This is a genomic window from Rhizobium sp. H4 (assembly GCF_003013335.1).
In the GTDB taxonomy this organism is placed as follows: Bacteria; Pseudomonadota; Alphaproteobacteria; order Rhizobiales; family Rhizobiaceae; genus Rhizobium; species Rhizobium sophoriradicis.
Genome location: NZ_PSOW01000025.1, coordinates 13,723 through 39,179 on the forward strand (window position 1 = coordinate 13,723; position 25,457 = coordinate 39,179).

Annotated in this window: 29 protein-coding genes; 21 read left to right on the plus strand and 8 right to left on the minus strand. The window is 60.4% G+C overall.

Annotated features, from left to right (window positions below; all coding sequences use genetic code 11):
• Positions 1-41: 41 nt before the first annotated feature.
• The 4 genes from mnmE to hemE all read right to left on the minus strand — a co-directional run bounded on the left by mnmE (position 42) and on the right by hemE (position 4,500).
• A complete protein-coding gene (gene mnmE / locus C4N04_RS28670; RefSeq protein WP_077992746.1) occupies positions 42-1,355 on the minus strand; it encodes a tRNA uridine-5-carboxymethylaminomethyl(34) synthesis GTPase MnmE in 1,314 nt (437 codons plus the stop codon).
• 108 nt (positions 1,356-1,463) lie between these two features.
• Complete coding sequence (gene rho / locus C4N04_RS28675) at positions 1,464-2,729, minus strand: transcription termination factor Rho (protein ID WP_003571435.1); 1,266 nt, start codon at positions 2,727-2,729, stop codon at positions 1,464-1,466.
• 200 nt (positions 2,730-2,929) lie between these two features.
• Positions 2,930-3,472, minus strand: a complete 543-nt coding sequence (hemJ, locus tag C4N04_RS28680; RefSeq protein ID WP_039622940.1) for a protoporphyrinogen oxidase HemJ — start codon at positions 3,470-3,472, stop codon at positions 2,930-2,932.
• A complete protein-coding gene (gene hemE, locus C4N04_RS28685; RefSeq protein WP_106797607.1) occupies positions 3,469-4,500 on the minus strand; it encodes a uroporphyrinogen decarboxylase in 1,032 nt (343 codons plus the stop codon). Before hemE ends, hemJ begins: the two co-directional genes overlap by 4 nt.
• A gap of 400 nt (positions 4,501-4,900) precedes the next feature.
• On the opposite strand from hemE, the gene C4N04_RS28695 reads away from it, so the two are divergent.
• From C4N04_RS28695 to dnaQ, 5 genes are read left to right on the plus strand one after another with little or no spacing between them, the layout of a single operon-like run.
• Positions 4,901-5,722: a pyruvate, water dikinase regulatory protein gene (locus C4N04_RS28695; RefSeq protein ID WP_038685850.1), complete on the plus strand. Its 822-nt coding sequence runs from the start codon at positions 4,901-4,903 to the stop codon at positions 5,720-5,722.
• Between the two features lie 33 nt (positions 5,723-5,755).
• The gene (locus C4N04_RS28700; RefSeq protein WP_077992750.1) at positions 5,756-6,355 is read left to right on the plus strand and encodes a Maf-like protein; all 600 of its coding nucleotides are present in this window, start codon (positions 5,756-5,758) and stop codon (positions 6,353-6,355) included.
• Positions 6,348-7,205 carry a shikimate dehydrogenase gene (locus C4N04_RS28705; protein ID WP_106797608.1) on the plus strand — a complete coding sequence of 286 codons (858 nt, stop codon included), beginning with the start codon at positions 6,348-6,350 and terminating at the stop codon, positions 7,203-7,205. Before C4N04_RS28700 ends, C4N04_RS28705 begins: the two co-directional genes overlap by 8 nt.
• Positions 7,205-7,816 carry a dephospho-CoA kinase gene (gene coaE, locus C4N04_RS28710; protein WP_106797609.1) on the plus strand — a complete coding sequence of 204 codons (612 nt, stop codon included), beginning with the start codon at positions 7,205-7,207 and terminating at the stop codon, positions 7,814-7,816. Before C4N04_RS28705 ends, coaE begins: the two co-directional genes overlap by 1 nt.
• Positions 7,809-8,525 carry a DNA polymerase III subunit epsilon gene (dnaQ, locus tag C4N04_RS28715; RefSeq protein WP_077992754.1) on the plus strand — a complete coding sequence of 239 codons (717 nt, stop codon included), beginning with the start codon at positions 7,809-7,811 and terminating at the stop codon, positions 8,523-8,525. The genes coaE and dnaQ overlap by 8 nt, the downstream gene beginning before the upstream one ends.
• A 107-nt stretch (positions 8,526-8,632) precedes the next feature.
• On the opposite strand, the gene secB is transcribed toward dnaQ, so the two are convergent.
• Positions 8,633-9,115: a protein-export chaperone SecB gene (gene secB, locus C4N04_RS28720; RefSeq protein WP_038685862.1), complete on the minus strand. Its 483-nt coding sequence runs from the start codon at positions 9,113-9,115 to the stop codon at positions 8,633-8,635.
• 101 nt (positions 9,116-9,216) lie between these two features.
• The gene (locus tag C4N04_RS28725; protein ID WP_106797625.1) at positions 9,217-9,717 is read right to left on the minus strand and encodes an FxsA family protein; all 501 of its coding nucleotides are present in this window, start codon (positions 9,715-9,717) and stop codon (positions 9,217-9,219) included.
• A gap of 131 nt (positions 9,718-9,848) precedes the next feature.
• On the opposite strand from C4N04_RS28725, the gene C4N04_RS28730 reads away from it, so the two are divergent.
• The 5 genes from C4N04_RS28730 (at position 9,849) to gyrB (ending at position 15,180) form a co-directional block, all read left to right on the plus strand.
• Positions 9,849-10,553, plus strand: a complete 705-nt coding sequence (locus C4N04_RS28730; protein WP_010055719.1) for a Tim44/TimA family putative adaptor protein — start codon at positions 9,849-9,851, stop codon at positions 10,551-10,553.
• Positions 10,546-11,667 (plus strand): murein transglycosylase A, encoded by a 1,122-nt coding sequence (locus tag C4N04_RS28735; RefSeq protein ID WP_106797610.1) that lies wholly within the window; start codon positions 10,546-10,548, stop codon positions 11,665-11,667. Before C4N04_RS28730 ends, C4N04_RS28735 begins: the two co-directional genes overlap by 8 nt.
• Positions 11,667-12,236: a Smr/MutS family protein gene (locus C4N04_RS28740; RefSeq protein ID WP_106797611.1), complete on the plus strand. Its 570-nt coding sequence runs from the start codon at positions 11,667-11,669 to the stop codon at positions 12,234-12,236. The genes C4N04_RS28735 and C4N04_RS28740 overlap by 1 nt, the downstream gene beginning before the upstream one ends.
• Positions 12,233-12,610 (plus strand): helix-turn-helix transcriptional regulator, encoded by a 378-nt coding sequence (locus C4N04_RS28745; RefSeq protein WP_106797612.1) that lies wholly within the window; start codon positions 12,233-12,235, stop codon positions 12,608-12,610. Before C4N04_RS28740 ends, C4N04_RS28745 begins: the two co-directional genes overlap by 4 nt.
• Positions 12,611-12,744: 134 nt before the next feature.
• Entirely contained in the window at positions 12,745-15,180 is a 2,436-nt protein-coding gene (gyrB, locus tag C4N04_RS28750; RefSeq protein ID WP_038685872.1) for a DNA topoisomerase (ATP-hydrolyzing) subunit B, read from the plus strand.
• Between the two features lie 68 nt (positions 15,181-15,248).
• On the opposite strand, the gene C4N04_RS28755 is transcribed toward gyrB, so the two are convergent.
• Together C4N04_RS28755 and C4N04_RS28760 are read right to left on the minus strand one after the other, a co-directional pair.
• A complete protein-coding gene (locus C4N04_RS28755; protein ID WP_096771424.1) occupies positions 15,249-15,848 on the minus strand; it encodes a nitroreductase family protein in 600 nt (199 codons plus the stop codon).
• A gap of 42 nt (positions 15,849-15,890) precedes the next feature.
• Complete coding sequence (locus C4N04_RS28760) at positions 15,891-16,175, minus strand: DUF2218 domain-containing protein (RefSeq protein ID WP_106797613.1); 285 nt, start codon at positions 16,173-16,175, stop codon at positions 15,891-15,893.
• On the opposite strand from C4N04_RS28760, the gene C4N04_RS32020 reads away from it, so the two are divergent.
• From C4N04_RS32020 to C4N04_RS28810, 11 genes are all read left to right on the plus strand, one after another.
• A complete protein-coding gene (locus C4N04_RS32020; protein WP_186007897.1) occupies positions 16,140-16,415 on the plus strand; it encodes a hypothetical protein in 276 nt (91 codons plus the stop codon). The genes C4N04_RS28760 and C4N04_RS32020 overlap by 36 nt on opposite strands.
• A 63-nt stretch (positions 16,416-16,478) precedes the next feature.
• Positions 16,479-17,321, plus strand: a complete 843-nt coding sequence (locus C4N04_RS28770; protein ID WP_038685876.1) for a fumarylacetoacetate hydrolase family protein — start codon at positions 16,479-16,481, stop codon at positions 17,319-17,321.
• Positions 17,322-17,524: 203 nt separating this feature from the next.
• Positions 17,525-18,802 carry a polyhydroxyalkanoate depolymerase gene (gene phaZ, locus C4N04_RS28775; RefSeq protein WP_038685878.1) on the plus strand — a complete coding sequence of 426 codons (1,278 nt, stop codon included), beginning with the start codon at positions 17,525-17,527 and terminating at the stop codon, positions 18,800-18,802.
• Positions 18,803-18,944: 142 nt separating this feature from the next.
• On the plus strand, positions 18,945-19,382 hold the full coding sequence (locus tag C4N04_RS28780) for a DUF2852 domain-containing protein (RefSeq protein ID WP_038685880.1): 438 nt from the start codon (positions 18,945-18,947) through the stop codon (positions 19,380-19,382).
• Positions 19,383-19,386: 4 nt separating this feature from the next.
• Positions 19,387-19,560 (plus strand): hypothetical protein, encoded by a 174-nt coding sequence (locus tag C4N04_RS31955; protein WP_186007898.1) that lies wholly within the window; start codon positions 19,387-19,389, stop codon positions 19,558-19,560.
• Positions 19,493-20,251: a SprT family zinc-dependent metalloprotease gene (locus C4N04_RS28785; protein WP_038685882.1), complete on the plus strand. Its 759-nt coding sequence runs from the start codon at positions 19,493-19,495 to the stop codon at positions 20,249-20,251. The genes C4N04_RS31955 and C4N04_RS28785 overlap by 68 nt, the downstream gene beginning before the upstream one ends.
• Before the next feature lie 75 nt (positions 20,252-20,326).
• On the plus strand, positions 20,327-20,995 hold the full coding sequence (locus tag C4N04_RS28790) for a phosphoribosylanthranilate isomerase (protein WP_106797614.1): 669 nt from the start codon (positions 20,327-20,329) through the stop codon (positions 20,993-20,995).
• A gap of 2 nt (positions 20,996-20,997) precedes the next feature.
• Complete coding sequence (gene trpB, locus C4N04_RS28795) at positions 20,998-22,218, plus strand: tryptophan synthase subunit beta (RefSeq protein ID WP_038685886.1); 1,221 nt, start codon at positions 20,998-21,000, stop codon at positions 22,216-22,218.
• 3 nt (positions 22,219-22,221) lie between these two features.
• The gene (trpA, locus tag C4N04_RS28800) at positions 22,222-23,061 is read left to right on the plus strand and encodes a tryptophan synthase subunit alpha (RefSeq protein ID WP_038685887.1); all 840 of its coding nucleotides are present in this window, start codon (positions 22,222-22,224) and stop codon (positions 23,059-23,061) included.
• Between the two features lie 39 nt (positions 23,062-23,100).
• Positions 23,101-24,006, plus strand: coding sequence for an acetyl-CoA carboxylase, carboxyltransferase subunit beta (accD, locus tag C4N04_RS28805; protein WP_010054481.1), 906 nt, complete (start codon positions 23,101-23,103; stop codon positions 24,004-24,006).
• A 27-nt stretch (positions 24,007-24,033) separates the two neighbouring features.
• Positions 24,034-25,386, plus strand: a complete 1,353-nt coding sequence (locus C4N04_RS28810; RefSeq protein ID WP_199852511.1) for a folylpolyglutamate synthase/dihydrofolate synthase family protein — start codon at positions 24,034-24,036, stop codon at positions 25,384-25,386.
• Positions 25,387-25,457: the final 71 nt, after the last annotated feature.

The window sequence follows — 25,457 nt, forward strand, 5'->3', positions numbered from 1 at the left end:
GTGAACTCAGGCGACAGCCTCAAGAAAAGGTTTCACGTGAATCATTTACCGATACAAAACTCCGAGAAGATCACATCGAGCAGCTGCTCGACATCCACCCGCCCGGTAATCCGTCCCAAATACTCAGCCGCCAGGCGAAGCTGCTCCGTGCGCAGTTCGAGATTCGTCTCGCTCTGCGAGATTGCCGCATCTAGCGCTGCCAAACATTTCGCCAGCGAATCCTTGTGCCGCTGTCGGCTCGGGATCGCCATAGACAGGCCAGCAAACCGCTCCTTGACGACGCGCCCGATCAGCGCCCGCAATTCCGGCAGGCCCTCACCGGTTGCCGTCGAAATCCGCAGATCATATCGATCGGAGCCAGTCTCGATGAGATCCTTCTTCGTTCCGACCCTAACATGCGGCACAGCCTGGTCCAAGTCGGCAGGAATGACGGGATCGCTCACATCGACCAGCAACAGCACAAGATCGGCATCACGAAGCGCTATGCGTGCCCGCCGCACGCCTTCCATCTCCACCCGATCGTCCGCCTCACGCAGACCGGCCGTGTCATAGAGTTTGACAAGATAGCCGTCAATGTCGAGATCGACCTGCAGGACGTCACGAGTGGTTCCGGCAATATCCGTGACGATTGCGACGTCGCGTCGGGCGAGAGCATTCAACAGGCTCGACTTTCCCGCATTCGGCGCCCCGGCGATCACCACCTTAAAGCCGTCTCTGATAATCTCGCCCGCCGAAGCCGCGTCGAGATGATGCCAGATATCATTGCGAAGCCGATCCATGTCGGCCCAGACCATATCTGACACCGATCCCGGGACATCGTCTTCGTCGGCAAAATCGAGTTCCGCCTCGATCAGGGCGCGCGAGCGGGTCAATCGTTCCGCCCACGAATCGTATACTGCCGAGACACCACCAGCGCTGTGTTCCACGGCGAGGCGGCGCTGCATCTCCGTCTCAGCCTCGATGAGATCGGCCAGGCCCTCGACCTCGACAAGATCAAGCTTGCCATTTTCGAAAGCGCGTCGCGAAAACTCGCCTTCAATCGCCATACGAACACCAGGAGTATCACCCAGCGCCTGAAACAGCGCTGCCAGGACGGCCTTGCTGCCGTGGATCTGCAGCTCGGCGACATCTTCACCGGTAAAAGAGTTTGGAGCGGGGAAAAACAGCACCAGACCGCTATCGATCGGTTGATTGTTGCGCGCCCGAATCGTTCGGTAGGAAGCCAGCCGATCAGCCGGCACTGATCCGGCCAGCCTGATCAAGAGCTCTCGGGTTAACGGACCGCTGATGCGAATGACCGAAACACCCGAGGGCGGGGCGCCGCTCGAAAGCGCATAAATCGTATCATTCACCATGGCTCATCGTCCGCTTGTCAGTTCGAATCCGAATCGATTCCTCTTAAATAAAAAGCTGGCGACATCGAGGCGATGCGCCAGCTCTCAATGGATGAATCCGGCTAAGGATCAGGTATTCATCGAGTCGAAGAAATCGGAATTGTTCTTCGTCTGTTTGAGCTTGTCGATCAGGAATTCGATTGCATCCGTGGTGCCCATCGGAGCAAGGATACGACGAAGAACGAAGATCTTCTGCAGATCCTGGCGTGGCACGAGCAGGTCTTCCTTACGCGTGCCGGACTTGAGGATGTCCATCGCCGGGAAGATGCGCTTGTCGGCGACCTTGCGGTCGAGGACGATTTCCGAGTTGCCGGTACCCTTGAACTCTTCGAAGATCACTTCGTCCATGCGGCTGCCGGTATCGATCAGCGCCGTTGCGATGATGGTCAGAGAACCACCTTCCTCGATGTTGCGCGCGGCGCCGAAGAAGCGCTTCGGCCGCTGCAGCGCATTGGCGTCGACACCGCCGGTCAGAACCTTGCCGGAGGAGGGGACGACGGTGTTGTAGGCGCGGCCGAGGCGCGTGATCGAATCGAGCAGAATGACGACGTCACGGCCATGTTCGACGAGACGCTTGGCCTTTTCGATGACCATTTCAGCCACCTGGACGTGACGCACCGCCGGTTCGTCAAAGGTCGAGGAAATCACCTCGCCGCGGACGGAACGCTGCATGTCGGTGACTTCCTCCGGACGTTCGTCGATCAGAAGCACGATGAGATAGCATTCCGGATGATTGGCCGTGATCGAATGCGCAATGTTCTGAAGAAGGACGGTCTTACCGGTGCGCGGCGGCGCAACGATCAGGCCGCGCTGACCCTTGCCGAGCGGCGCCACGAGATCGATCACGCGGGGCGACAGATCCTTGGAAGTCGGAATATCGAGTTCCATCTTGAAGCGCTCATTCGGATAGAGCGGCGTCAGATTGTCGAAATGAACCTTGTGACGGATCTTTTCCGGATCGTCGAAATTGATGGTGTTGACCTTGAGCAGCGCGAAATAGCGCTCGCCTTCCTTCGGTCCGCGGATCGGTCCCTCGACCGTGTCGCCTGTCTTCAAAGAGAAACGGCGGATCTGCGATGGCGAGATATAAATGTCGTCAGGGCCGGGCAGGTAGTTGGCGTTGGCCGAGCGCAGGAAGCCGAAGCCGTCCTGGAGCACTTCGACTACCCCTTCGCCGATGATCTCCACATCCTGGCTGGCTAGCATCTTGAGGATGGCAAACATCAATTCCTGTTTGCGCATCGTGCTTGCATTCTCGACCTCGAGCGATTCGGCGAAAGCCAGAAGATCCGTCGGGGATTTGCTCTTAAGTTCCTGAAGCTTCATTTCAGCCATGAAGTGACCAATACTCTTTTCAATTTCGAAGGGGAAAGGCGATGTTGGGGGTCGTATTCGGTACTGCGAATGGGGCTCGCAGACGACTGAACTCTTCACACATGCCACGTAGATGAGATGCGCGGAAAATAGCGAGTCGCAATCGCCCCCGCAAGGGGGCTGATTAAAATGAAGCAAATTTAACCCGAGGAAGATTTTCCTCAGAACGGCTTCACCACCACGAGGATCACGATCAGGATCATCAGCAGTGTCGGCGCCTCATTCATGAACCGCCAATAGCGCGCCGAGCGGCGATTTTCGTCGCGCTCAAATGCGCCGACGGCGCGGCTGAAGAATACATGAACAGCGGTCAGCAGCACGACCAGACCGATCTTAGCATGCAGCCAGCCGCCCTGGAATCCATAGACCGACCAGGCGAGATAGAGGCCGAAAAGCCAGGTCAGCATCATCGCCGGCGTCATGATAATCCGCAGCAGCCGGCGCTCCATCACCTTGAAGGTTTCCGACTGCACCGAGCCCGGTTCCGCGTCGGTGTGATAGATGAACAGCCGCGGCATGTAGAACAGTCCTGCCATCCAGGAAATCACCGCGATGATGTGAAGCGCCTTGATCCAGAGATAGAGATTGTCGGGGTTCCAGGCGAAAAGCCCGACCGCCATCAGCGCGAAGAAGGCCAGGGCAAAATGAGCACGGCGCCGGGCATAAGCGCCGGGTTTCCGATCCGTCTGCCTTTCCCGCGTCACTTCGTCCCCCGCACGCGCTCGACCAGCTGACGCACATGATCGGGGTCGGCCTGCGGCGTGATGCCGTGGCCGAGATTGAAGATCAGCGGTCCATGGCCGAGATGCTGCAGAATATCGTCGACGCCCTCTTCCAGCGCCCGGCCGCCGGCAACGACACGCATCGGATCGAGATTGCCCTGCACCGGTCCATCTTTCTGAAGTTCGGCAGCGAAGGCCAATGGGACGGACCAGTCGAGGCCGATCGCATCGGCACCTGTCTTCTGACGATAGGTTTTCAGCTGATAGCCGGCACCCTTGGCGAAGGCGATGATGCGCGCATGCGGCCGCCGCGATTTGATCGAAGCGATCATTCGCGCAACCGGCCTGATCGCGAAGGCCTCGAATTCCCTTTCCCCGAGAACCCCAGCCCAGGAATCAAAGATCTGCACGGCGTCGGCGCCGGCATCGATCTGGGCGACGAGATAATCTGACGACACGTCGGCAAGCAGCATCAGCAGATGCTCGAAGGCGCCGGGATAATTGTAGGCGAAGAGGCGGGCAGGGGCCTGATCCGGCGTGCCGTGACCGGCGATCATATAGGTAGCAATCGTCCAGGGCGCACCGCAGAAGCCGAGCAGCGTCGTCTCATCAGGCAACTCCTCCCGCAACCGTCGCACCGTTTCCAGAACCGGTCTGAGATAAGCGACGACCTCTTCCCCATTCAATCGCCCGATCCCGGCTTCATCGATCGGATCCATCTCCGGCCCATGCCCTTCGGTGAACCGGACATTCCGTTTCATTGCATCGGGGATGACCAGAATATCGGAGAACAGGATGGCCGCGTCGAAGCCATAGCGGCGGATCGGCTGCAGCGTCACCTCGACGGCGTAATCGGGCGTGTAGCAGAGATCGAGAAAACTTCCGGCCTTTGCCCGAGTCTCTCTGTATTCCGGCAGATAACGTCCCGCCTGCCTCATCAGCCAGAGAGGCGGAGGGCTGAGGCTTTCGCCGTCGAGAACCCTCATGATCTTTCGGCGCGTGTCGCTCAAGCGCTTCTTCCCTATAAAAAATCAAAGATATTTTAAAAGGTTTCTATTTCTTAGAGTCGGTGTCTATCAAGGATTAAAATCCATCCACTGCCGATGCCATTTGTCGCGCGCCTGCACCAAAACTCGAAAAGAATTTTCCGATTCTTCGAAATTTCCGGGAGAAGGCGAATCCCAAAATGATTCCAAAATCTTGCCAGGCAGCCGATTTTCTCCTTCCTGTGGATAGCTTGTGGACTTGCCTTCGACAAACCAATTTCGTCCCCATCCTCCACAGGACCTGGCAAAACCGGTCCGCAAAATTCGAAATGTGGATAAGGCGGCATGTTTTCCCTTGCCCGAGGCAGCCTCGCCGCCTTAGCTCTCCATCATCCAGTGTTTTCAACAGGCAGCGGAAAATAGCGTGGAGAACAGAACGAACTTCTTTCATCTGCATCTGATTTCTGACTCGACGGGAGAGACTCTGATCTCCGCTGGCCGTGCCGCCTCGGCGCAGTTCCGATCCGCTCAGCCGATCGAGCATGTCTATCCGCTGATCCGCAATCGCAAACAGTTGCTGCCGGTTCTGCAGGCGATCGACGATGCGCCCGGCATCGTGCTCTACACCATTGTCGACCGGGAGCTGGCGAGCCTGATCGACGAGCGCTGCACCGAAATGGGCGTCGCCTCGGTCAATGTTCTGGAGCCGGTGATGAATGCGTTTCAGATCTATCTCGGCGCTCCGTCGCGCCGCCGGGTCGGAGCCCAGCATGTGATGAATGCCGGTTACTTCGCCCGCATCGAAGCGCTGAATTTCACCATGGATCACGACGACGGCCAGATGCCGGACGATTACAACGATGCCGATGTCGTCATCATCGGCATCAGCCGGACGTCGAAGACACCGACATCTATCTATCTCGCCAATCGCGGCATCAAAACGGCCAACATTCCGATCGTCTATGGCGTGCCGTTGCCCGAGAGTCTTTTTGTCGCGACCAAACCCTTGATCGTGTGCCTGATCGCCACCACCGATCGTATTTCCCAGGTGCGGGAAAACCGCATCCTCGGAGCGACCCAGGGCTTCGATCGCGAACATTACACCGATCGCGCCGCGATCTCCGAGGAGCTGAAATATGCGCGCTCGCTTTGCGCCCGTCACAACTGGCCGCTGATCGACGTGACCCGCCGCTCGATCGAGGAAACCGCCGCGGCGATCGTTGCCCTGCGCCCGAAGCTGCGCTAAGCGCTGACGCAAAGTCGGCACTCCGAGGAGCCTATGACAACAACAATCATCCTTGCATCGTCGAGCCCGTTTCGGCGGATGCTGATGGAAAATGCCGGCCTGTCCTTCGAGGCGCAGGCCGCAACGATCGATGAAAGGGCGCTGGAAGCGCCGTTGGAAAAAGCCGGGGCAACGCCGGATGCCGTTGCCCTCGCTCTGGCCAGGGCCAAGGCCGAGGATGTCAGCCGGCGCTTTTCGGACAGCCTGGTTATCGGTTCGGATCAGACGATGTCGCTCGGCGACCGGGTCTTTCATAAGCCGAAGGACATGGCCGACGCGGCCGGCCACCTTCACGCCCTGTCGGGAAGAACGCATCGATTGAACAGCGCCGTCGCCATCGCCAACAATGGTGTAGTCCTGTGGGAACATCTCGCCCATGCCGAACTGACGATGCGGCCTCTGACGGCGGAATTCATTGCCGGGCATCTGGCGCGGGTCGGTGACAAGGCGCTTTCGAGCGTCGGCGCCTACCAATTGGAGGGGCAGGGCATTCAGCTCTTCGAGAAAATCGAAGGTGATTACTTCACCATTCTCGGCCTGCCGATGCTGCCGCTTCTGACGAAATTGCGCGAACTCGGAGCGATCGATGGGTGATTCACGTGAAACATTCGGGCCGAAGGCGTTTGTCACAGGCTTTCCGATCAAGCATTCGCGCTCGCCGTTGATCCACGGATATTGGTTGAAGACGCTCGGCCTGCCAGGCAGCTACCGCGCTCATGAAGTCGCACCGGAAGCCTTTGCCGATTTCATCGCTTCGCTGAAGGATGGCAGTTCCGGCTTTACCGGCGGCAATGTCACCATTCCCCATAAGGAATTGGCCTTCCGCCTCGCCGACAAACCGGACGCGCTGTCGCTCGAACTCGGCGCGTCGAACACGCTCTGGCTGGAGGATGGCCTTCTCCACGCGACAAATACCGATGGCCGCGGCTTCACTGCCAATCTTGACGAACGCCATCCGGGCTGGGACCTTCATGACACGGCCGTGATCTTTGGCGCCGGCGGCGCCAGCCGGGCCGTCATCCAGGCGGTTCGCGACCGCGGCTTCAAGACAATCCACGTCGTCAACCGTACCGTCGAACGGGCCCACGAACTGGCCGACCGTTTTGGCCCGAAGGTTCAGGCCCATCCGGCCGGTGCGCTTGCCGAGGTCATGAAAGACGCCGGCCTCTTTATCAACACCACGTCGCTCGGCATGGACGGCGAGCCGGCGCCGCAGCTTGATTTCACTCCACTTGCTGCCGACGCCGTCGTTACCGATATCGTCTATGTGCCGCTGAAGACGCCGATCCTGGCGCAGGCGCAAGAGCAGGGCTTTGCGATCGTCGACGGTCTCGGCATGCTGCTGCATCAGGCCGTGCCGGGCTTCGAGAAATGGTTCGGCAAGCGCCCCGTCGTCGACGCCGCACTGCGTGCACTGATCATTGCGGATATGGAAGCACACTGATGCTGAAGATCGGATTGACCGGCTCGATCGGAATGGGAAAGTCGACGGCCGGCAAGCTCTTTGCCGAGGCCGGGATTCCGCTGAACGATTCCGATGCCGTGGTCCACGATCTCTATGCCGGCGAGGCTGCACCGCTGGTGGATGCCGCCTTTCCCGGCACGATGAAGGACGGCGTGGTCGACCGGCAAGAACTCGGCCGCCAACTGGCGCACGATCCCGACGGCTTCAAACGGCTGGAGGCAATCGTTCACCCGCTGGTCCGCAAGCGCGAAACGGAATTTCTGGCCCGCCACCGTGCCGCCGGCGCCGAGATGGTTCTGCTCGATATCCCGCTGCTTTTCGAAACTGACGCTTGGGAAAGGGTGGATGTCATCGTCGTCGTCAGCACCGATCCACAGATTCAGCGTCAGAGGGTGCTTGCGCGCGACGACATGACCGAGGAAAAATTCGACATGATTCTCTCTCGCCAGACGCCGGATGCAGAAAAACGGCGCCGTGCCGATTACCTGATCGACACCAGCCACAGCATTGAGCAGACGAGGGAACGGGTGCTTGAGATCGTCGCCGATCTGAGAATGCGAATTGCCAAGGGAGATTTCCGGAATGCGTGAGATCATTTTCGATACGGAAACCACCGGCCTTGACAACCGGATGGACCGCATCATCGAAATCGGCGGCATCGAACTCTTCAATCACTTCCCGACCGGCAACACCCTTCATATCTACATCAATCCGGGAGATCAGAAGGTCCATCCGGATGCGCTCGCCGTGCACGGCATTACGGATGAATTCCTCAAGGACAAGAAAGCCTTCGCCGAGGTCGCCGAGGAAATTCTCGCCTTTTTCGGCGATGCCAAGTGGATCGCCCACAACGCCACTTTCGACATGGGCTTCATCAACGCCGAATTCGCGCGGATCGGTTTGCCGCCGATCCTGCCGGAACGGGTGGTCGATACGCTGTCCATGGCGCGGCGGAAAAATCCGATGGGACCAAATTCGCTCGACGCACTTTGCCGGCGTTACGGCGTCGACAATTCGCACCGCGCCAAACACGGCGCGCTTCTCGACTCCGAGCTGCTGGCCGAAGTCTATATCGAAATGATCGGCGGCAGGCAGGCGGCCCTTGGCCTCGGCCAATCCGGCCAGGCGGCGGGCGGCGAAATGGCGATGGAAGATGATGGAGCGATATTAGCGGTGCTTGAGCGGCCCCGGCCGCTTGCACCCCGCCTCAGCCAGGCCGAAGCGCAGGCGCATGAGGCGCTGGTCGCCAAGCTCGGCGAAAAAGGCATCTGGTCGAAATTCGCCAGCTCGCCAGCGTGACAAATCGGGCCGCAGCGTCCCTTTCGCGTCTTTCAGACGCGCGGCGCTGAATTAAAAATGCCCGGGACTTGCCCGGGCATCCGCATGTCAGAACCGACGGAATTCGATCAGTTCGGAACGGCCTGAACCTTGGCGCGGGCCTGCTCTTCGGCAACGCGCTGGGCAAACATCTGCGTGAAGTCGATCGGGTCGATCATCAGCGGCGGGAAGCCGCCGTTGCGGGTCACGTCGGCGATGATCTGACGGGCGAAGGGGAAGAGCATGCGCGGGCATTCGATGAAGAGAACCGGTAGCATGTGCTCCTGCGGGAAGCCGGTAACGCGGAAGACGCCGCCATAGACGAGTTCGGTGTGGAACACCGTCTTGTCATCATCCTTGGCTTCGGCATTCAGCGACAGCACGACATCGAAATCCGTGTCGGAAAGCGGATTGGCGTTGACGTTCACATTGATGTTGATCGTCGGCGCCTTGTCGCGCGCCTGCAGCGAACGCGGCGCACCCGGATTTTCAAAGGACAGATCCTTCGTATATTGCGCAAGGATCGAAAGGGTGGGGTTGGTCGCACCGTTGCTGTTGTTGTCGTCTGCCATTGGCTTTTCCTCGAAGGGCATGGGAATGGTGCCGCCATCTAACATTTCGGGGAGGGGCTTACAACCCTGAGCGCTGGGCGCTGTTGCTCGGTCGAAGCACTTCAATCACCGAGATGTTTGCCGGACCACGGCGAGTTGCGATCCTGCTGCCTATGATAATCCTCCTCGTCGAGATCCACCACCTTCGAATTCCGGTTGCCGTCGCGGGACTGCGGTTTCGGGCCGGCGGAAAAGCCGCCCCGGACGACGACGAAGCGCTTGGCGATCGACCGCCAGACAAGATCGCCCACCGGCGGAATGAGAATGAGGATTGCGATGATATCGGTGAGGAAGCCGGGAATGATCAGCAGCAGCGCGGCGATGACCGTCATCGCCGGCTTCAGCAGATCGCGGCCGGGCATCACGCCGTTCCGTCCTTGGCTCGACATGCGGCGCAGGATGTCGATGCCCTGCCGGCGCAGCAGGACCACGCCCAAAACAAAGCTCGCCATGACAAGCGCCAGTGTCAGCACCAAGCCGAGCGCCCGGCCGACGACGACGAAACCGGCAATTTCGCCAAGCGGCAGCAGCAGAATGAAAGCCGGCAGGATTGAAAAACGCATGGTCGTCATGTCCCGGACTGGCCGGTCTCCTCTTGGCGCCGGCGAAGATGCCAGCCATCATTTGAATCATCTGTATAGGCGGACTATATGGGAGTACAAATCAGAGATGTTAACGGCGGCTGCGATACGATATGAGTTCGAACGACTTCATCACATTATTCTTCCTGGTGGCGGCGGTGCTGATTTTCTTTCAGCTCCGCTCCGTGCTCGGCCGCCGCACGGGAAACGAGAAGCCGCCGCGCGATCTCTATACGCCGCGGGACGCGGCGCCTGCTGAAGCTGCCGATGCCGGCAAGGTCGTGACGCTGCCGCGGCGCGATGCGACAGGGGAGGACGAGGATCGCTTCGCCGCCATCGATGCCGTTGCCGCACCAGGAACGCCGCTCAACGAATCGCTACGCGCCCTGAATAAGGCCGATCCTTCCTTCAATCCGAAGGAATTTCTGAACGGCGCCCGCATGGCCTACGAAATGATCGTCATGGCCTATGCCGACGGCGACCGGAAAACGCTGAAGAACCTGCTGTCCCGCGAAGTCTATGACGGTTTCGATGCGGCGATCGGCGAGCGCGAAAGCCGCGGTGAGAAGGTGAAGTCCACCTTCGTCGGCATCGACAAGGCCGAAATCACCCATGCCGAGACGAAGGGCAGCGAAGCGCAGATCACCGTGCGCATCGTCAGCCAGCTGATATCGGCCACTTACGACAAGGCGGATGCTCTGATCGAAGGCGACGCCGAGAACGTCGCCGAGGTCAATGACCTCTGGACCTTCGCCCGCGACACCCGCTCGCGCGATCCGAACTGGAAACTTGTGGCGACCGAATCGGAACATGAGTGACCACGCATCGGACTTCGTCCTGCAGGCCATAAGCTTTGACACTCTGGAAGGCTGGAAGGATGATGATCCCTCCGGCCTTTTTGAAGTCATGCGATGCTGCAGGCGGCAAATCACCGAGGTCAAACCCTACCGCGCCGGCTCGCTGGGCCTGAGTTCGGAAGACTTGCTTCCGCTTCTGATCGCCGCTGAAGATTTCACGCCGTCCTCCCCCGCATCGGCACGCCGCTTTTTCGAAACACACTGCCGGCCATTCCTGATCCGCCGCAAGGATGGCAATCCCGGCTTCGTCACCGCTTTTTACGAACCCGAGATCGACGTGTCGGACCAGCCGGACGATGTCTTCCGGTTTCCTTTCTACCGCCGCCCCGACGATCTGATCGATCTCGACGACGGCAATCGCCCGGCCGAACTGGACGAGGCCTATGCGTTCGGCCGCCGCCATGATGACGGCGGGATCGGCGCCTATCCGGATCGCCGCGCGATCGACCAGGGTTTTCTTGAAGGCCGCGGCCTCGAAATCGCCTGGGCGAAGTCGAAGGTCGATGTCTTCTTCGTCCATGTGCAGGGCGCCGCCCGGCTGCGTTACAGAAATGGCCGGATCGGCCGCATCACCTACGCAGCGAAGGCCGGCCATCCCTTCTCGGCAATCGGCAAACTGCTGATCGAGTGCGGAGAAATCGACCGAGCCGAGATTTCGATGCAGTCGATCCGCGCTTGGCTGGCGTACAATCCCGAGCGGGTGGACGAAGTGTTATGGCACAACCGCTCCTATATTTTCTTCCGGGAGGCGGCGGTCGCCGATCTTGAGGCCGGTCCGATCGCGGCCGCCAAGGTGCCGCTTCTTGCCGGCCGTTCGCTAGCCGTCGACCGGCTGATCCATACCTTCGGCTTTCCCTTTTTCATCCGCGCCGAAAGCCTCACCCATCTCGATCATGGCCGGGCCTTCGGCAGGCTGATGCTGGCGCTCGATACCGGCTCGGCGATCGTCGGGCCGGCCCGCGGCGACATCTTCACCGGTTCGGGGGATACGGCAGGAGAACGAGCCGGCACCGTCCGCAACGACGCCGATTTCGCCATACTCATTCCCAATGCCGCCGCCGGACGATTTGACTGATGGCTAGGGATCGCAAGCTCAGCGCTGATGAGAGAATCCTCTGGGGCAAGGTTGCCCGCAGCACGCGGCCGATGCCCGGCAAGACGGATGAACTGAGCGAACTCGATGCCTTTCTCGCCGAGACCGAAGCGGCGGTTGAACGGGAGAAGGCCGAAAAGCAGCTGCCTGCCTCGTTTACACCGGAACAGAAGGCAACGCCTTCGGCGTCGAAACCGTCGGCCGGGGTGCACCATCCGCTGGAAAAGCCGGTCAAGCGTAAGATCGCCAAGGGCCGGCTGGCGCTGGAAGCGCGGATCGACCTGCATGGGCTGGTACAGAGCGAGGCTCATGTCATCCTTCTCGATTTCCTGATCCGCGCCCATGAGCGCGGCCTGCGCCATGTCTTGGTCATCACCGGCAAAGGCAGCTCGATGGGCAGCGACGGTGCGCTGAAGCGGGCCGTGCCGCTGTGGTTCTCAAAGCCGGAATTCCGCTATTTGATCTCTTCCTATGAGCCGGCCGCACAGCATCATGGCGGCGAGGGCGCGCTCTATATCCGCCTGTCGCGGCGGCATGGGGAAAGGCCATGACCCCCTTCGGCGAGGCGGTTCGCCGGCTGAGGGTGCGCAAGGGCGTCTCGCAGAAGGAAATGGCGGAAGCACTGAACGTCTCCCCCGCCTATCTCTCGGCGCTCGAACATGGCAAGCGCGGTCTGCCGACATTCGATCTGCTGCAGCGCATCGCAGGCTATTTCAATATCATCTGGGACGAGGCCGAGGAACTGTTCCTGCTCGCCCGTTCCTCCGACCCACGCGTCGTCATCGACACCTCGGGCCTGCCGCCGGAATATACCGAATTTGCCAACCGGCTGGCCCGGCGGATCCGCGAGCTTGACAGCGCTGAGATCGCCCGGTTATCGGCTCTTCTCGAAAATAGCGGCAAAGGCGACGGAAAAGCGTCATAATCCCCTGTTTTATGGCTTGTTCAGGGGACTTGCCATTGGGAACAGGGCTCAAAAAACCTATATACGAGAGTGAAGAAAGCCGGTGATTCGCAAGGCGCGCCGCCGCTTACGACAACAGGGAAAATCTCGACAGAATGAGCGATACATCCGCGACGGAAAACGGCGTAAGCACCGAATATGGCGCAGATTCCATCAAGGTCCTGAAGGGCCTCGATGCCGTGCGCAAACGCCCCGGCATGTATATCGGCGATACCGACGACGGCTCCGGCCTGCATCACATGGTCTATGAAGTCGTCGACAACGCCATCGACGAAGCGCTGGCCGGCCATGCCGACATCGTTACCGTCAGCCTCAATCCGGATGGTTCGGTGACGGTCACCGATAACGGCCGCGGCATCCCGACCGACATTCATTCCGGCGAAGGCGTGTCGGCGGCCGAAGTCATCATGACGCAGCTGCATGCCGGCGGCAAGTTCGACCAGAATTCCTACAAGGTCTCCGGCGGTCTGCACGGGGTCGGCGTTTCCGTCGTAAATGCGCTTTCCGTCTGGCTGAAGCTGAAGATCCGCCGCCATGGCAAGATTCATGAAATGAGCTTCACTCATGGCGTAGCCGACGCGCCGCTGAAGGTCACGGGCGAAGCGCCAGACGAGACCGGCACCGAAGTGAGCTTCATGCCGAGCAGCGAAACCTTCACCATGACGGAGTTCGACTACGGCACGCTGGAGCATCGCCTGCGCGAGCTCGCCTTCCTGAATTCCGGCGTGCGCATCCTGCTGACCGATAAGCGCCATTCCGATATTAAGCAGGAAGAATTGCGCTATGACGGCGGCCTCGAAGCTTTCGTCGCCTATCTCGACCGCGCCAAGAAGTCGCTGGTCGACAAGCCGGTCGCCATCCGCGGCGAAAAGGACGGCATCACCGTCGAAGTGGCGATGTGGTGGAACGACAGCTACCACGAGAACGTGCTCTGCTTCACCAACAACATTCCCCAGCGCGACGGCGGCACGCATATGGCCGGCTTCCGGGCGGCATTGACGCGCCAGGTCGTGTCCTATGCCGATAATTCCGGCATCACCAAAAAGGAAAAGGTGACGCTGCAGGGCGAAGATTGCCGCGAGGGCCTGACCGCGGTCCTGTCGGTCAAGGTGCCCGATCCGAAATTCTCCTCGCAGACGAAGGACAAGCTCGTGTCCTCGGAAGTCCGTCCCGTTGTCGAAAGTCTCGTCAATGAGGCGCTGAGCACCTGGTTCGAAGAGCATCCGAGTGAAGCCAAGATCCTCGTCGGCAAGGTCGTCGAGGCGGCAGCCGCACGCGAAGCAGCCCGCAAAGCCCGCGAATTGACCCGCCGCAAGGGCGCGCTCGATATCGCCTCGCTGCCTGGCAAGCTCGCCGACTGCTCCGAGCGTGATCCGGCAAAATCCGAAGTTTTCCTGGTCGAGGGCGATTCCGCCGGCGGCTCGGCCAAGCAGGGCCGTTCGCGCGAAAACCAGGCGATCCTGCCGCTGCGCGGCAAGATCCTCAACGTCGAACGTGCCCGTTTCGACAAGATGCTGTCGAGCCAGGAAATCGGCACATTGATCACAGCGCTCGGCACCGGCATCGGCAAGGACGAGTTCAATGCCGAGAAGCTGCGTTATCACAAGATCATCATCATGACGGACGCCGATGTCGACGGCGCCCATATCCGCACGCTGCTGCTCACCTTCTTCTTCCGGCAGATGCCGGAGCTGATCGAGCGCGGCCATCTCTATATCGCCCAGCCGCCGCTCTATAAGGTCGCGCGCGGCAAGTCGGTGCAGTATCTGAAGGACGAAAAGGCGCTTGAGGAATATCTGATCGGCCAGGGTCTGGAAGATGCGGCGCTGCGGCTCGGCAGCGGCGAGGTCCGCACCGGTCAGGATCTGCGCGAGGTCATTCTCGATGCGCTGCGTATGCGCGCTCTGCTCGACAACCTCCATTCGCGTTACAATCGCGCCGTCGTCGAACAGGCGGCAATTGCCGGCGCGCTCAACGCCGAACTCGTCAGTGACCAGGCAAGAGCCCAAGCATTGGTAAGCGAAGTCGCAAGCCGTCTCGATATTATCGCCGAGGAAACCGAGCGCGGCTGGCAGGGCGATCTGACCAGCGATGGCGGCCTGCGCCTCGAGCGCATGGTCCGCGGCGTCAAGGAAATCGTCGTGCTCGATATGGCGCTGATCGGCTCCTCGGACGCCCGGCACATAGATCAGCTGACGTCACGTCTCAAGGAAATCTACCAGACGCCGCCGTCGCTGCATCGGCGCGAAGGCGACATCGAGATTTCGGGGCCGCGCGCCCTGCTCGACGCGATCTTCGCCAGCGGCCGCAAGGGCCTCACCATGCAGCGCTACAAGGGGCTCGGCGAGATGAATGCCGAACAGCTCTGGGAAACGACGCTCGATCCGAACGTCCGTTCGCTGCTGCAGGTCAAGGTCGCGGACGCCACCGATGCCGATGGTCTCTTCGCCCGCCTGATGGGTGACGAGGTCGAGCCGCGGCGCGAATTCATCCAGGACAACGCGCTGAGCGTCGCAAACCTCGATATCTGATCAATATTTTCTCAGCAAAAGGCCCCGCTGTTCTCGTACCGCGGGGCCTTTTGTTTTTTCGGTTTCGCTCAGTTCGCGACGAAACGGCCGTTGAAGGCGACTTCGGAGAGCGGCTTGCGCTGGCTGGGGAATTCGCGCGCCTGGTTGCGTTCGGAAAGGACGGTCTTATCGGCCAGGCGGCCAACCGCAACACCCGCCTCGACCCTATACCCCTGAGGAATGCCGAAGGTCTTCATGATATCTTCGTGTTTGATACCGCCCATGCCATGGGCGTAAAAACCGGAAAGGCGCGCCTGGAGCGCCAGGTGGCCCCATGCCGCGCCGGCATCGAAGGAATGCGTGTAGCTCGGCTTTTCCTCGCCGGAACCGGCAGCGCCGGTGAAGCTGCGCGACACGACGAAGATTAGCGCTGACGCATTCTTCGCCCATTCCTGATTGGCATCGACGAGCAATGCGACGAATTTCTCCCAATGCTGTGAACCTTTCAGGGCATAGATGAAGCGCCAGGGCTGCTGGTTGGAAGAAGACGGCGCCCAGTGGGCGGCGTCGAGCAGGCTGAGAAGCTGCGCCTCCTCGATGATTTCGCCGGTGAAGGCGCGCGGCGACCAGCGATCGAGAAACATCGGATCAATCGGATATTGGGATTCGCGGTTATTGCTCTTCGTCATGCTTGTTCCGGGGTTGGGAGCAGAAATTCGGGTCAGCTTCGGTCAGTCCATCCAGACGATGTCGAGTTCCTCGCGGAAGGCGAAGCGCTTCAGGTGATCGTCGATAACGCCCTGCATCCTTGCCTGCTGGGCTGGATCGGCAACGGAAAGCACCATGGTGAGGGCCGCATCATCGGCCGTGAACGTCACTTCAGCGGTATCGTTGAACGGCACCCGGCCCTTATGGGGGTCGAAATCGACACTGAACTTATGACTCCAGTGTTTGCAAAGCTGCTGCAGGTAGCGGCTTGCATGTTCGGTACGCACGACGGCTTTGGAGAAGTGCATCGAGAAAACTCCATCTCATTTGAGCTCGTTCAGAAGTCATATTTCGCAGCTTCGCTGCCTTGGCAAGCGCGGCATCGTCGCATGCTCGATTGGCGGGGCATCGCCGAAACTGTCAATCTCGATCATATCAAGCGCGGCTACTACTCGCTGGAAAGCCTCAACCCGACGAAAATCTTTCCCGCCGGTCCTGACTTGTCTGAAATTTCTAGAAGGCCGTACCGCTTCCCGGCAAAGCCGTAATGACACCGATGAATAATTCGTTCATAGGTGATCGCAACTTCGTTTTTGATGAGGAGGAACTCCATGAAGCTGATGCGTGTTGGCGAAGCAGGTCGCGAAAAACCGGCACTTCTCGATGCCGATGGCAAAATCCGCGATCTCTCCGGTCATGTCGGCGATATCGGCGGCGAGGCAATCTCGCCGGCCGGCCTTGCAAAGATCGCGGCGATCGATCCGAAGAGCCTTCCCGAACTCGGCGCCGGCCGCATCGGCGCCTGTGTTGCCGGCACCGGCAAATTCATCTGCATCGGCCTCAACTTCTCGGACCACGCCGCCGAAACCGGCGCCACCGTGCCGCCCGAGCCGGTGATCTTCATGAAGGCGACGTCGGCCATCGTAGGGCCGAATGACACCGTCCTCATCCCGCGCGGCTCGGAAAAGACCGATTGGGAAGTCGAGCTCGGCGTCGTCATCGGCAAGACGGCGAAATATGTCAGCGAGGCCGACGCGCTCGACTACGTCGCCGGTTACTGCGTGTCGCACGACGTTTCCGAACGCGCCTTCCAGACGGAACGCGCCGGCCAGTGGACCAAGGGTAAGTCCTGCGACACTTTTGGGCCGATTGGCCCCTGGCTTGTGACCAAGGACGAGATTGCCGACCCGCAGAACCTCGGCATGTGGCTGAAGGTCAACGGCCAGACGATGCAGAACGGCTCCTCGAGGACGATGGTCTACGGCGTCGCCCACATTGTTTCCTATCTCAGCCAGTTCATGTCGCTGCATCCAGGCGACGTCATTTCGACGGGCACGCCGCCCGGTGTTGGCATGGGCATGAAGCCGCCGCGCTATCTTCGGGACGGCGATGTCGTCGAGCTCGGCATCGAAGGCCTCGGCAGCCAGAAGCAGAGCTTCGTCGCCGATCGTTAACGACACTAGTAGCGCTGAAGCTTAAGCTTTCAGTTTTATGGTGATGCCAGGGATCAACACTCTGGCATTTCCTGTGCAGGTTCGGCACGTCCATGTTGCTGTGCAACAAAAACCTGTTAATCTACGTTACGTGCCAGCGTGCGGAAAGGTTCGATGTCTATCAATCGACGTCATCTTTTCGATAGAGAAAGGCAGCGCCTTGTATGTTTTATCAGCTTTATGAATTGAATCATGCTGCCATGGCGCCGTTTCGCGCCGCGGCAGATATCATGCGTTTTGCCTATGCCAATCCGCTGAACCCGTTTGCCCAGACGCCGTTCGGCCGCACGATCGCGGCAAGCCTCGAAATGTTCGAGCGCACGACACGCCGCTACGGAAAGCCTGAATTCGACTTGAAGTGGACGACGATCGACGACCAGACGGTTTCCGTCCGTGAAGAGGTCGTCTGGTCGCGCTCCTTCTGCAATCTGCTGCATTTCGCCCGCAACGTTCCGCCCGGCCGCTCCAGCGACCCGCGCATCCTGATCGTGGCGCCGATGTCCGGTCACTATGCGACGCTGTTGCGCGGCACGGTCGAGGCGCTGCTGCCGAGCGCCGATGTCTACATCACCGACTGGATCGACGCCCGGATGGTGCCGATGACGGAGGGCACGTTCGATTTCGACGATTACGTCGATTATGTCATCGAGATGCTGCATTTCCTCGGTCCCGACACGCATGTGATCGCCGTCTGTCAGCCTTCCGTCCCGGTGCTGGTCGCAGCCGCGGTGATGGAGGAAGCCAACGATCCGCTATCGCCATCCTCGATGACGCTGATGGGCGGCCCGATCGACACGCGCATCAATCCGACCGCCGTCAACAAGCTCGCCCAGGAACGGTCGCTGCAGTGGTTTTCCGATAATGTCATCATGCATGTGCCCTGGCCGCAGCCGGGCTTCCTGCGGCGTGTCTATCCGGGCTTCCTGCAGCTTTCTGGCTTCATGTCGATGAACCTCGACAGGCACGTCGTCGCCCACAAGGAATTCTTCATGCACCTCGTGAAGAACGACGGCGAACCGGAAAAACATCGCGATTTCTACGACGAATATCTCGCCGTCATGGATCTGACGGCCGAATTCTACCTGCAGACGGTCGAACAGGTCTTCATGAAGCATTCGCTGCCGAAGGGCGAATTGATGCATCGCGGCAAACGCGTCGATGCCGCGGCGATCCGCAACGTCGCGCTTCTGACCGTTGAAGGTGAGAATGACGACATCTCGGGCGTCGGCCAGACCAAGGCGGCGCAGACCATCTGCGTGAACATTCCCGAAGATATGCGTATGCATTATCTCCAGCCGGATGTCGGCCACTACGGGGTTTTCAACGGCTCGCGTTTCCGCCGCGAGATCGCACCGCGCATCGTCAATTTCGTCCGCCAGCATTCGCGTGCCGCGGTCAAGCGCCCGGTGCGGCGCGTCATCAAGGGCGGCCGGACGGCGTAAATCAGGGCCAGCTGAATTAGAAAAGTGGATTCAAGACCTTGTCCGATTTCCCGGGCAATCGTCTTGAAGCCTGCTATTGCGGTAACCACATCGATTTCAGCGTTCGGCATCTTGCCGGCGCAGAACGCGAGGATACCGCACGATGAACCAGTCAGCATTGCTTCGACCGGATTGGACTCCGGCTACCATTGCCCTGATGATTCTCGGCTTCATGGTTTTCTGGCCTCTGGGTCTGGCCATGCTTGCCTATATCATCTTCGGCGAGCGTCTGCGCGGCTTCAAGCGCGACGTAAACCAGGCGACCGACGGCTTCTTTGCCTCCTGCCGCCGTTCGCATGGCCATCACCGCTCGCATTTCTCGACCGGCAACGTCGCCTTCGACGACTGGCGTAAGGCCGAGCTCGACCGGATCGAGGAAGAGCGCCGCAAGCTGGACGAAATGCGCCAGGAATTCGACGAGTATCTCCGCGAACTCCGCCGCGCCAAGGACCAGGAAGAGTTCGACCGCTTCATGCGTGAGCGCAGGAATGCCAAGCGCGACGATAACGGCGGCCCGGTCGCGGAATTTCAGACGCCGTGAGTGGATGAGTGATGAAGCGATGACCGGCATCTTGACCGATGCCGGTTTTTCCATGCCCGGCTTCCCGCTGAAGCGTTTAGCTTCGCCGGCGAATCGTATAGAAAACACCCATGTTTCCGCTTCTGAAGACACGGCCAAAGGTGCGAAAGCCGGCTCCGCCCGAAACGCGGACGCTTGATGTCGCCGGCCGGCTCATGCCTCTCACCATCAAGCATCATGACCAGGCGACGCGCATCACGCTGCGCATCGAGCCAGGCGGCCGCGCGTTGAAGATGACGGTGCCGAGGGGCCTTGCGGCGCGTGAGGTCAACGCCTTCCTCGATCGGCACCAGGGATGGCTGCTCACCAAACTTGCCAAGTTTTCGACCGACACCGGGCTGCGCGATGGCGGCAAGATCCTCCTGCGCGGCGTTTCCCATCGCATTGTGCATACGGGCAGCTTGCGCGGTTTGACGGAGGTGGTCTCTGTGGGCGGCGATCCGGTGTTGCGTGTCAGCGGCATGCCTGAACATGTCGGGCGGCGCATTGCGGCCTTCCTCAAGAAGGAGGCGCGCGCCGATCTCAAGAGGCTGGCGGCAACGCATGCCGCAACCATCCGGGCGCCGATCCGCTCGATCTCGATGAAGGATACCCGAAGCCGCTGGGGCTCCTGCTCGTCGGAGGGAAATCTGAGTTTCTCCTGGCGGATCGTCATGGCGCCGCCTTCCGTGATCGACTATCTCGCCGCCCACGAGGTCGCCCATCTCAAGGAAATGAACCACGGGCCCCGCTTCTGGGCGCTTTGCAAGAAGCTTTGCCCGGGCATGGAGGAAGCGAAATCCTGGCTGAAGCGGCACGGCAGCCAGCTGCACGCCATCGATTTCGACTGATCGAAGCTCGCCCTAAATGCAGCTTTGCATGCAAATTGGCTCGACTCTTGCCGCATTTCGTGTCACTTCGCTGCCATGAAACCGGATATCAAAATCTGTGGCTTGAAGACGCCGGAAGCTGTCGATCGCGCGCTGGAACGCGGCGCGACCCATATTGGTTTTATCTTCTTTGAAAAGAGCCCGCGCTACATCGAGCCGGACCTGGCGGCAAAACTTGCCGAACCGGCCCGCGGCAAGGCGAAGATCGTCGCCGTCGTCGTCGATGCCACAAATGACGAGCTGGATGAGATCGTCTCGCTGTTGAAGCCGGATATTCTGCAGCTCCATGGCAGCGAAAGCCCCGAACATGTGCTGACCATAAAGGCGCTCTATGGCTTGCCGGTCATGAAGGTCTTTTCGGTGCGCACGGCCGACGATCTGAAGCGGGTCGAAGCCTATATCGGCATTGCCGACCGTTTCCTGTTCGATGCGAAAGCGCCGAAGGGTTCCGAACTGCCGGGTGGTAACGGTATTTCCTTCGACTGGAGCCTTCTCGGTTGGATCGACGAGAGCATCGACTACATGCTGTCCGGCGGACTGAACAAGAACAATGTCGCGGATGCGCTGGCGAATACCAAGGCACGTGGTATCGACGTCTCCTCGGGCGTCGAAAGCGAGCCTGGCGTCAAAAGCGTTGCAATGATCGATGAATTTTTCGATGCGGTCGAAACGGCGGATGCGCCTGTCATGGCCTCAGGGAGTTGAGAGTGAACGAGACGCCTAAACCGAATTCCTTCCGTTCCGGCCCCGATGAAGATGGTCGCTTCGGCATTTTTGGCGGTCGTTTCGTTGCCGAAACATTGATGCCGCTGATCCTCGATCTGCAGGACGAGTGGAACAAGGCGAAGACCGATCCGGTCTTTCAGGCGGAGCTGAAACACCTCGGCGCGCACTACATCGGCCGCCCCAGCCCGCTCTATTTTGCCGAGCGGCTGACGGCTGAACTCGGCGGCGCGAAGATCTATTTCAAGCGCGAGGAGCTGAACCACACCGGCTCGCACAAGATCAACAATTGCATCGGCCAGATCCTGCTCGCCAAGCGCATGGGCAAGACGCGCATCATCGCCGAAACCGGCGCCGGCCAGCACGGTGTCGCCTCCGCCACCGTTGCCGCCCGCTTCGGCCTTCCCTGCGTCGTCTATATGGGTGCCACCGACGTCGAGCGTCAGGCGCCGAACGTGTTCCGCATGAAGCTGCTCGGCGCCGAAGTCAAACCGGTGACCGCCGGCAGCGGCACGCTGAAGGACGCCATGAACGAGGCGCTCCGCGACTGGGTCACCAATGTCGAGGACACCTATTATCTGATCGGCACGGCAGCCGGTCCGCACCCCTATCCGGAGATGGTCCGTGACTTCCAGTCGGTGATCGGCGCCGAAGCAAAAGAGCAGATGCTGGCGGCCGAAGGCCGCCTTCCGGATCTCGTCATCGCGGCCGTCGGCGGCGGTTCGAACGCGATCGGCATCTTCCACCCCTTCCTCGACGATTCCTCCGTGAAGATCGTCGGTGTCGAGGCCGGCGGCAAGGGCCTGCAGGGAGATGAACATTGCGCGTCGATCACTGCCGGCACGCCCGGCGTGCTGCACGGCAATCGCACCTATCTCCTGCAGGACGGCGACGGACAGATCAAGGAAGGCCACTCGATTTCGGCCGGTCTCGATTATCCCGGCATCGGCCCGGAACATTCGTGGCTCAGCGATATCGGCCGCGTCGATTATGTGCCGATCATGGATCACGAAGCGCTCGAGGCCTTCCAGACCCTGACCCGCCTCGAAGGCATCATCCCGGCGCTCGAGGCCGCGCATGCGATTGCCGAGGTGATCAAACGTGCGCCGACGATGGGCAAGGACGAGATCATCCTGATGAACCTCTCCGGCCGCGGCGACAAGGACATCTTCACCGTCGGCAAGATTCTGGGAATGGGACTGTAAGACATGACCGCACGCATGGACAAACGCTTTGCCGAGCTGAAGGCCGAGGGCCGTCCGGCGCTTGTGACCTATTTCATGGGCGGCGATCCTGACTACGATACCTCTCTCGGCATCATGAAGGCGCTGCCGGAGGCAGGCTCTGACATCATCGAGCTCGGCATGCCCTTTTCCGATCCCATGGCCGATGGCCCCGCGATCCAGCTGGCCGGCCAGCGCGCGCTGAAAGGCGGTCAGACGCTGAAGAAGACGCTGCAGCTGGCGTCTGATTTCCGCAAGACCAACGATCAAACGCCAATCGTAATGATGGGCTATTACAATCCAATCTACATCTATGGCGTCGAGAAATTCCTCGACGATGCGCTCGCCGCCGGCATCGACGGCCTTATCGTCGTCGACCTGCCGCCCGAGATGGATGACGAGCTCTGCATCCCGGCAATCCGCAAGGGCATCAACTTCATCCGCCTGGCGACGCCGACCACCGACGAGAAGCGCCTGCCCGCCGTGCTGAAAAACACCTCCGGCTTCGTCTACTACGTCTCGATGAACGGCATCACCGGCTCGGCGCTGCCCGATCCGTCGCTTGTTTCGGGCGCCGTCCAGCGCATCAAGCAGCACACCGAGCTGCCGGTCTGTGTCGGCTTCGGCGTCAAGACTGCGGAACATGCCAAGGTCATCGGCGGCTCGGCCGACGGCGTCGTCGTCGGCACCGCCATCGTCAATCAGGTCGCCACCAGCCTGACCAAGGACGGCAAGGCGACGGCGGACACCGTTCAGGCGGTCGCAACGCTGGTGCGCGGCCTCTCATCGGGAACCCGTTCGGCGCGCCTTGTTGCTGCCGAATAGTTTTCCCACATTGGCACTCGTCAATCAGGAGTATTCGAGTTGAACTGGATCACCAACTACGTTCGCCCGCGGATCAATTCCATGCTGGGCCGTCGCGAAGTGCCGGAGAACCTCTGGATCAAGTGCCCGGAAACGGGGGAAATGGTCTTCCACAAGGATCTGGAATCCAACAAATGGGTCATTCCGGCGTCCGGTTATCACATGAAGATGCCCGCCAAGGCCCGGCTGGCCGATCTCTTCGACAATGGCGAATACGAATCGCTGCCGCAGCCGAAGGTCGCCCAGGACCCGCTGAAGTTCCGCGACTCGAAGAAATATATCGATCGCCTACGCGACAGCCGCGTGAAGACCGAACAGGAGGACACCATCCTCGCCGGCCTCGGAAAAGTGCAGGGCTTGAAGCTCGTCGCCGTCGTGCACGAATTCAACTTTATCGGCGGTTCGCTCGGCATTGCCGCCGGCGAGGCGATCGTCAAGGCGTTTGAGCGTGCGACGTCGGAAAAGTGCCCGCTGGTAATGTTCCCCGCTTCCGGCGGCGCGCGCATGCAGGAAGGCATTCTCTCGCTCATGCAGCTGCCGCGCACGACGGTTGCCGTCGACCTGCTGAAGGAATCGGGCCAGCCCTATGTCGTCGTGCTGACGAACCCGACGACCGGTGGCGTGACCGCCTCCTACGCCATGCTCGGTGATATTCATCTGGCCGAGCCCGGCGCCGAAATCGGCTTTGCCGGCAAGCGCGTCATTGAGCAGACGCTGCGCGAAAAGCTGCCGGAGGGCTTCCAGACCTCCGAATACCTGCTGGAACATGGTATGGTCGACATGGTCGTCAAACGTCACGACATCCCGGAAACGCTGGCGCGCCTCCTGAAGATCCTGACGAAGAAACCCGTCTCGGCGGCCAACGACATGAATGCCGGTGCGATCGCCCTGGCGGCGAGCGCCTGATAACCGACAAGCAGGCGGGGTGCCGAATTGATACCCAGAGGCCAAACCGCGGTGAGTGAGGCAGCGCAAGAGATCGAAAAACTCATGGGATTGCATCCCAAGGGCTTCGATCTGTCGCTCGATCGCATCACTCGTCTTCTCGATCAACTCGGCAATCCGCACAGGAAACTGCCGCCCGTGATCCACGTCGCCGGCACCAACGGCAAGGGGTCGGTCACCGCCTTCTGCCGCGCTTTGCTTGAGGCAGGCGGCTACAGCGCCCATGTCCACACATCGCCGCATCTCGTCAATTGGCACGAGCGCTATCGCATCGGTGTGGCGGGCGGACGCGGCCAGCTCGTGGACGATGCCGTCTTCGCCGATGCTCTCCGCCGCGTGGCAGAAGCCAATGCCGGACAGCATATTACCGTCTTCGAAATCCTGACGGCGGTCACCTTCATTCTGTTTTCCGAACATCCGGCCGACGCGGCGATCATCGAAGTCGGTCTCGGCGGACGCTTCGATGCCACCAACGTCATTTCCGATCCGGCCGTCTCGGTGATCATGCCGATCTCGCTCGATCACCAGCCCTATCTCGGCGACAGGGTCGAGCTGATCGCCGCTGAAAAAGCCGGCATCATGAAGCCGGGATTGCCCGTCGTTATCGGCCACCAGGAATATGACGCGGCACTCGACGTGCTGATGTCGACGGCCGAGCGGCTGCATTGCCCGAGCGCGGTGTTCGGCCAGGATTTCATGGCGCATGAGGAATATGGCCGGCTGGTCTATCAGGACGAATACGGGCTTGCCGACCTGCCGCTGCCGCGCCTTCCCGGCCGCCATCAATATGCCAATGCCGCCGCCGCCATCCGCGCCGTCAAGGCGGCAGGTTTCACCATCACCGAGACGATGATGGAAAAGGCGATGAATTGCGTGGAATGGCCGGGCCGGCTGCAGCGCCTGAGCGATGGCCGGCTGTTGCAGCATGCGACCGCCGGCGCCGAGATCTGGGTTGATGGCGGGCACAATCCCGGTGCCGGCGAAGTGATCGCCGAAGCCATGGCCAATTTCGAAGAGCGCCAGTCCCGGCCGCTGTTCCTGATCATCGGCATGATCAACACCAAGGACCCGGTCGGCTATTTCAAAGCCTTCGCCGGGCTGGTCGAAAAGGTTTTCTGCGTGCCGATCCGCGGCAGCGAAGCGATGATCGATCCGGTGATACTCTCGCATGCTGCCTATGATGCCGGTTTGGTTGCCGAACCGATGTCGACGGTCGGCGAAGCGCTCGAAGCCATAAAAGCCGTTAGCGATCCGCAAGCGCTGCCGCCGCGCATCCTCGTCGGCGGTTCCCTCTACCTCGTCGGCGACGTGCTTTCCGACAACGGCACGCCTCCCAAGTGAGGGGCGAATGAAGAGCCCAAAATGAAAAAGCCCGGTCAAAGCCGGGCTTTTTCGTAATGTGACATCAATCG

Bases quoted from the DNA above. Each gene is read 5' to 3' on its own strand.
- C4N04_RS32020 (WP_186007897.1), top strand. From the start codon at position 16,140: ATGTTCGGTACGCACGACGGCTTTGGAGAAGTGCATCGAGAAAACTCC.
- gyrB (WP_038685872.1), top strand. From the start codon at position 12,745: ATGAGCGATACATCCGCGACGGAAAACGGCGTAAGCACCGAATATGGC.
- phaZ (WP_038685878.1), top strand. From the start codon at position 17,525: ATGTTTTATCAGCTTTATGAATTGAATCATGCTGCCATGGCGCCGTTT.
- dnaQ (WP_077992754.1), top strand. From the start codon at position 7,809: ATGCGTGAGATCATTTTCGATACGGAAACCACCGGCCTTGACAACCGG.
- C4N04_RS28730 (WP_010055719.1), top strand. From the start codon at position 9,849: ATGAGTTCGAACGACTTCATCACATTATTCTTCCTGGTGGCGGCGGTG.
- C4N04_RS28735 (WP_106797610.1), top strand. From the start codon at position 10,546: ATGAGTGACCACGCATCGGACTTCGTCCTGCAGGCCATAAGCTTTGAC.
- mnmE (WP_077992746.1), bottom strand. From the start codon at position 1,355: ATGGTGAATGATACGATTTATGCGCTTTCGAGCGGCGCCCCGCCCTCG.
- C4N04_RS28725 (WP_106797625.1), bottom strand. From the start codon at position 9,717: ATGCGTTTTTCAATCCTGCCGGCTTTCATTCTGCTGCTGCCGCTTGGC.
- C4N04_RS28790 (WP_106797614.1), top strand. From the start codon at position 20,327: ATGAAACCGGATATCAAAATCTGTGGCTTGAAGACGCCGGAAGCTGTC.
- rho (WP_003571435.1), bottom strand. From the start codon at position 2,729: ATGGCTGAAATGAAGCTTCAGGAACTTAAGAGCAAATCCCCGACGGAT.
- C4N04_RS28780 (WP_038685880.1), top strand. From the start codon at position 18,945: ATGAACCAGTCAGCATTGCTTCGACCGGATTGGACTCCGGCTACCATT.
- C4N04_RS28755 (WP_096771424.1), bottom strand. From the start codon at position 15,848: ATGACGAAGAGCAATAACCGCGAATCCCAATATCCGATTGATCCGATG.
- C4N04_RS28770 (WP_038685876.1), top strand. From the start codon at position 16,479: ATGAAGCTGATGCGTGTTGGCGAAGCAGGTCGCGAAAAACCGGCACTT.
- C4N04_RS28785 (WP_038685882.1), top strand. From the start codon at position 19,493: ATGTTTCCGCTTCTGAAGACACGGCCAAAGGTGCGAAAGCCGGCTCCG.
- C4N04_RS28745 (WP_106797612.1), top strand. From the start codon at position 12,233: ATGACCCCCTTCGGCGAGGCGGTTCGCCGGCTGAGGGTGCGCAAGGGC.
- coaE (WP_106797609.1), top strand. From the start codon at position 7,205: ATGCTGAAGATCGGATTGACCGGCTCGATCGGAATGGGAAAGTCGACG.
- C4N04_RS28700 (WP_077992750.1), top strand. From the start codon at position 5,756: ATGACAACAACAATCATCCTTGCATCGTCGAGCCCGTTTCGGCGGATG.
- secB (WP_038685862.1), bottom strand. From the start codon at position 9,115: ATGGCAGACGACAACAACAGCAACGGTGCGACCAACCCCACCCTTTCG.
- trpA (WP_038685887.1), top strand. From the start codon at position 22,222: ATGACCGCACGCATGGACAAACGCTTTGCCGAGCTGAAGGCCGAGGGC.
- C4N04_RS31955 (WP_186007898.1), top strand. From the start codon at position 19,387: ATGAGTGATGAAGCGATGACCGGCATCTTGACCGATGCCGGTTTTTCC.
- C4N04_RS28705 (WP_106797608.1), top strand. From the start codon at position 6,348: ATGGGTGATTCACGTGAAACATTCGGGCCGAAGGCGTTTGTCACAGGC.
- C4N04_RS28760 (WP_106797613.1), bottom strand. From the start codon at position 16,175: ATGCACTTCTCCAAAGCCGTCGTGCGTACCGAACATGCAAGCCGCTAC.
- C4N04_RS28740 (WP_106797611.1), top strand. From the start codon at position 11,667: ATGGCTAGGGATCGCAAGCTCAGCGCTGATGAGAGAATCCTCTGGGGC.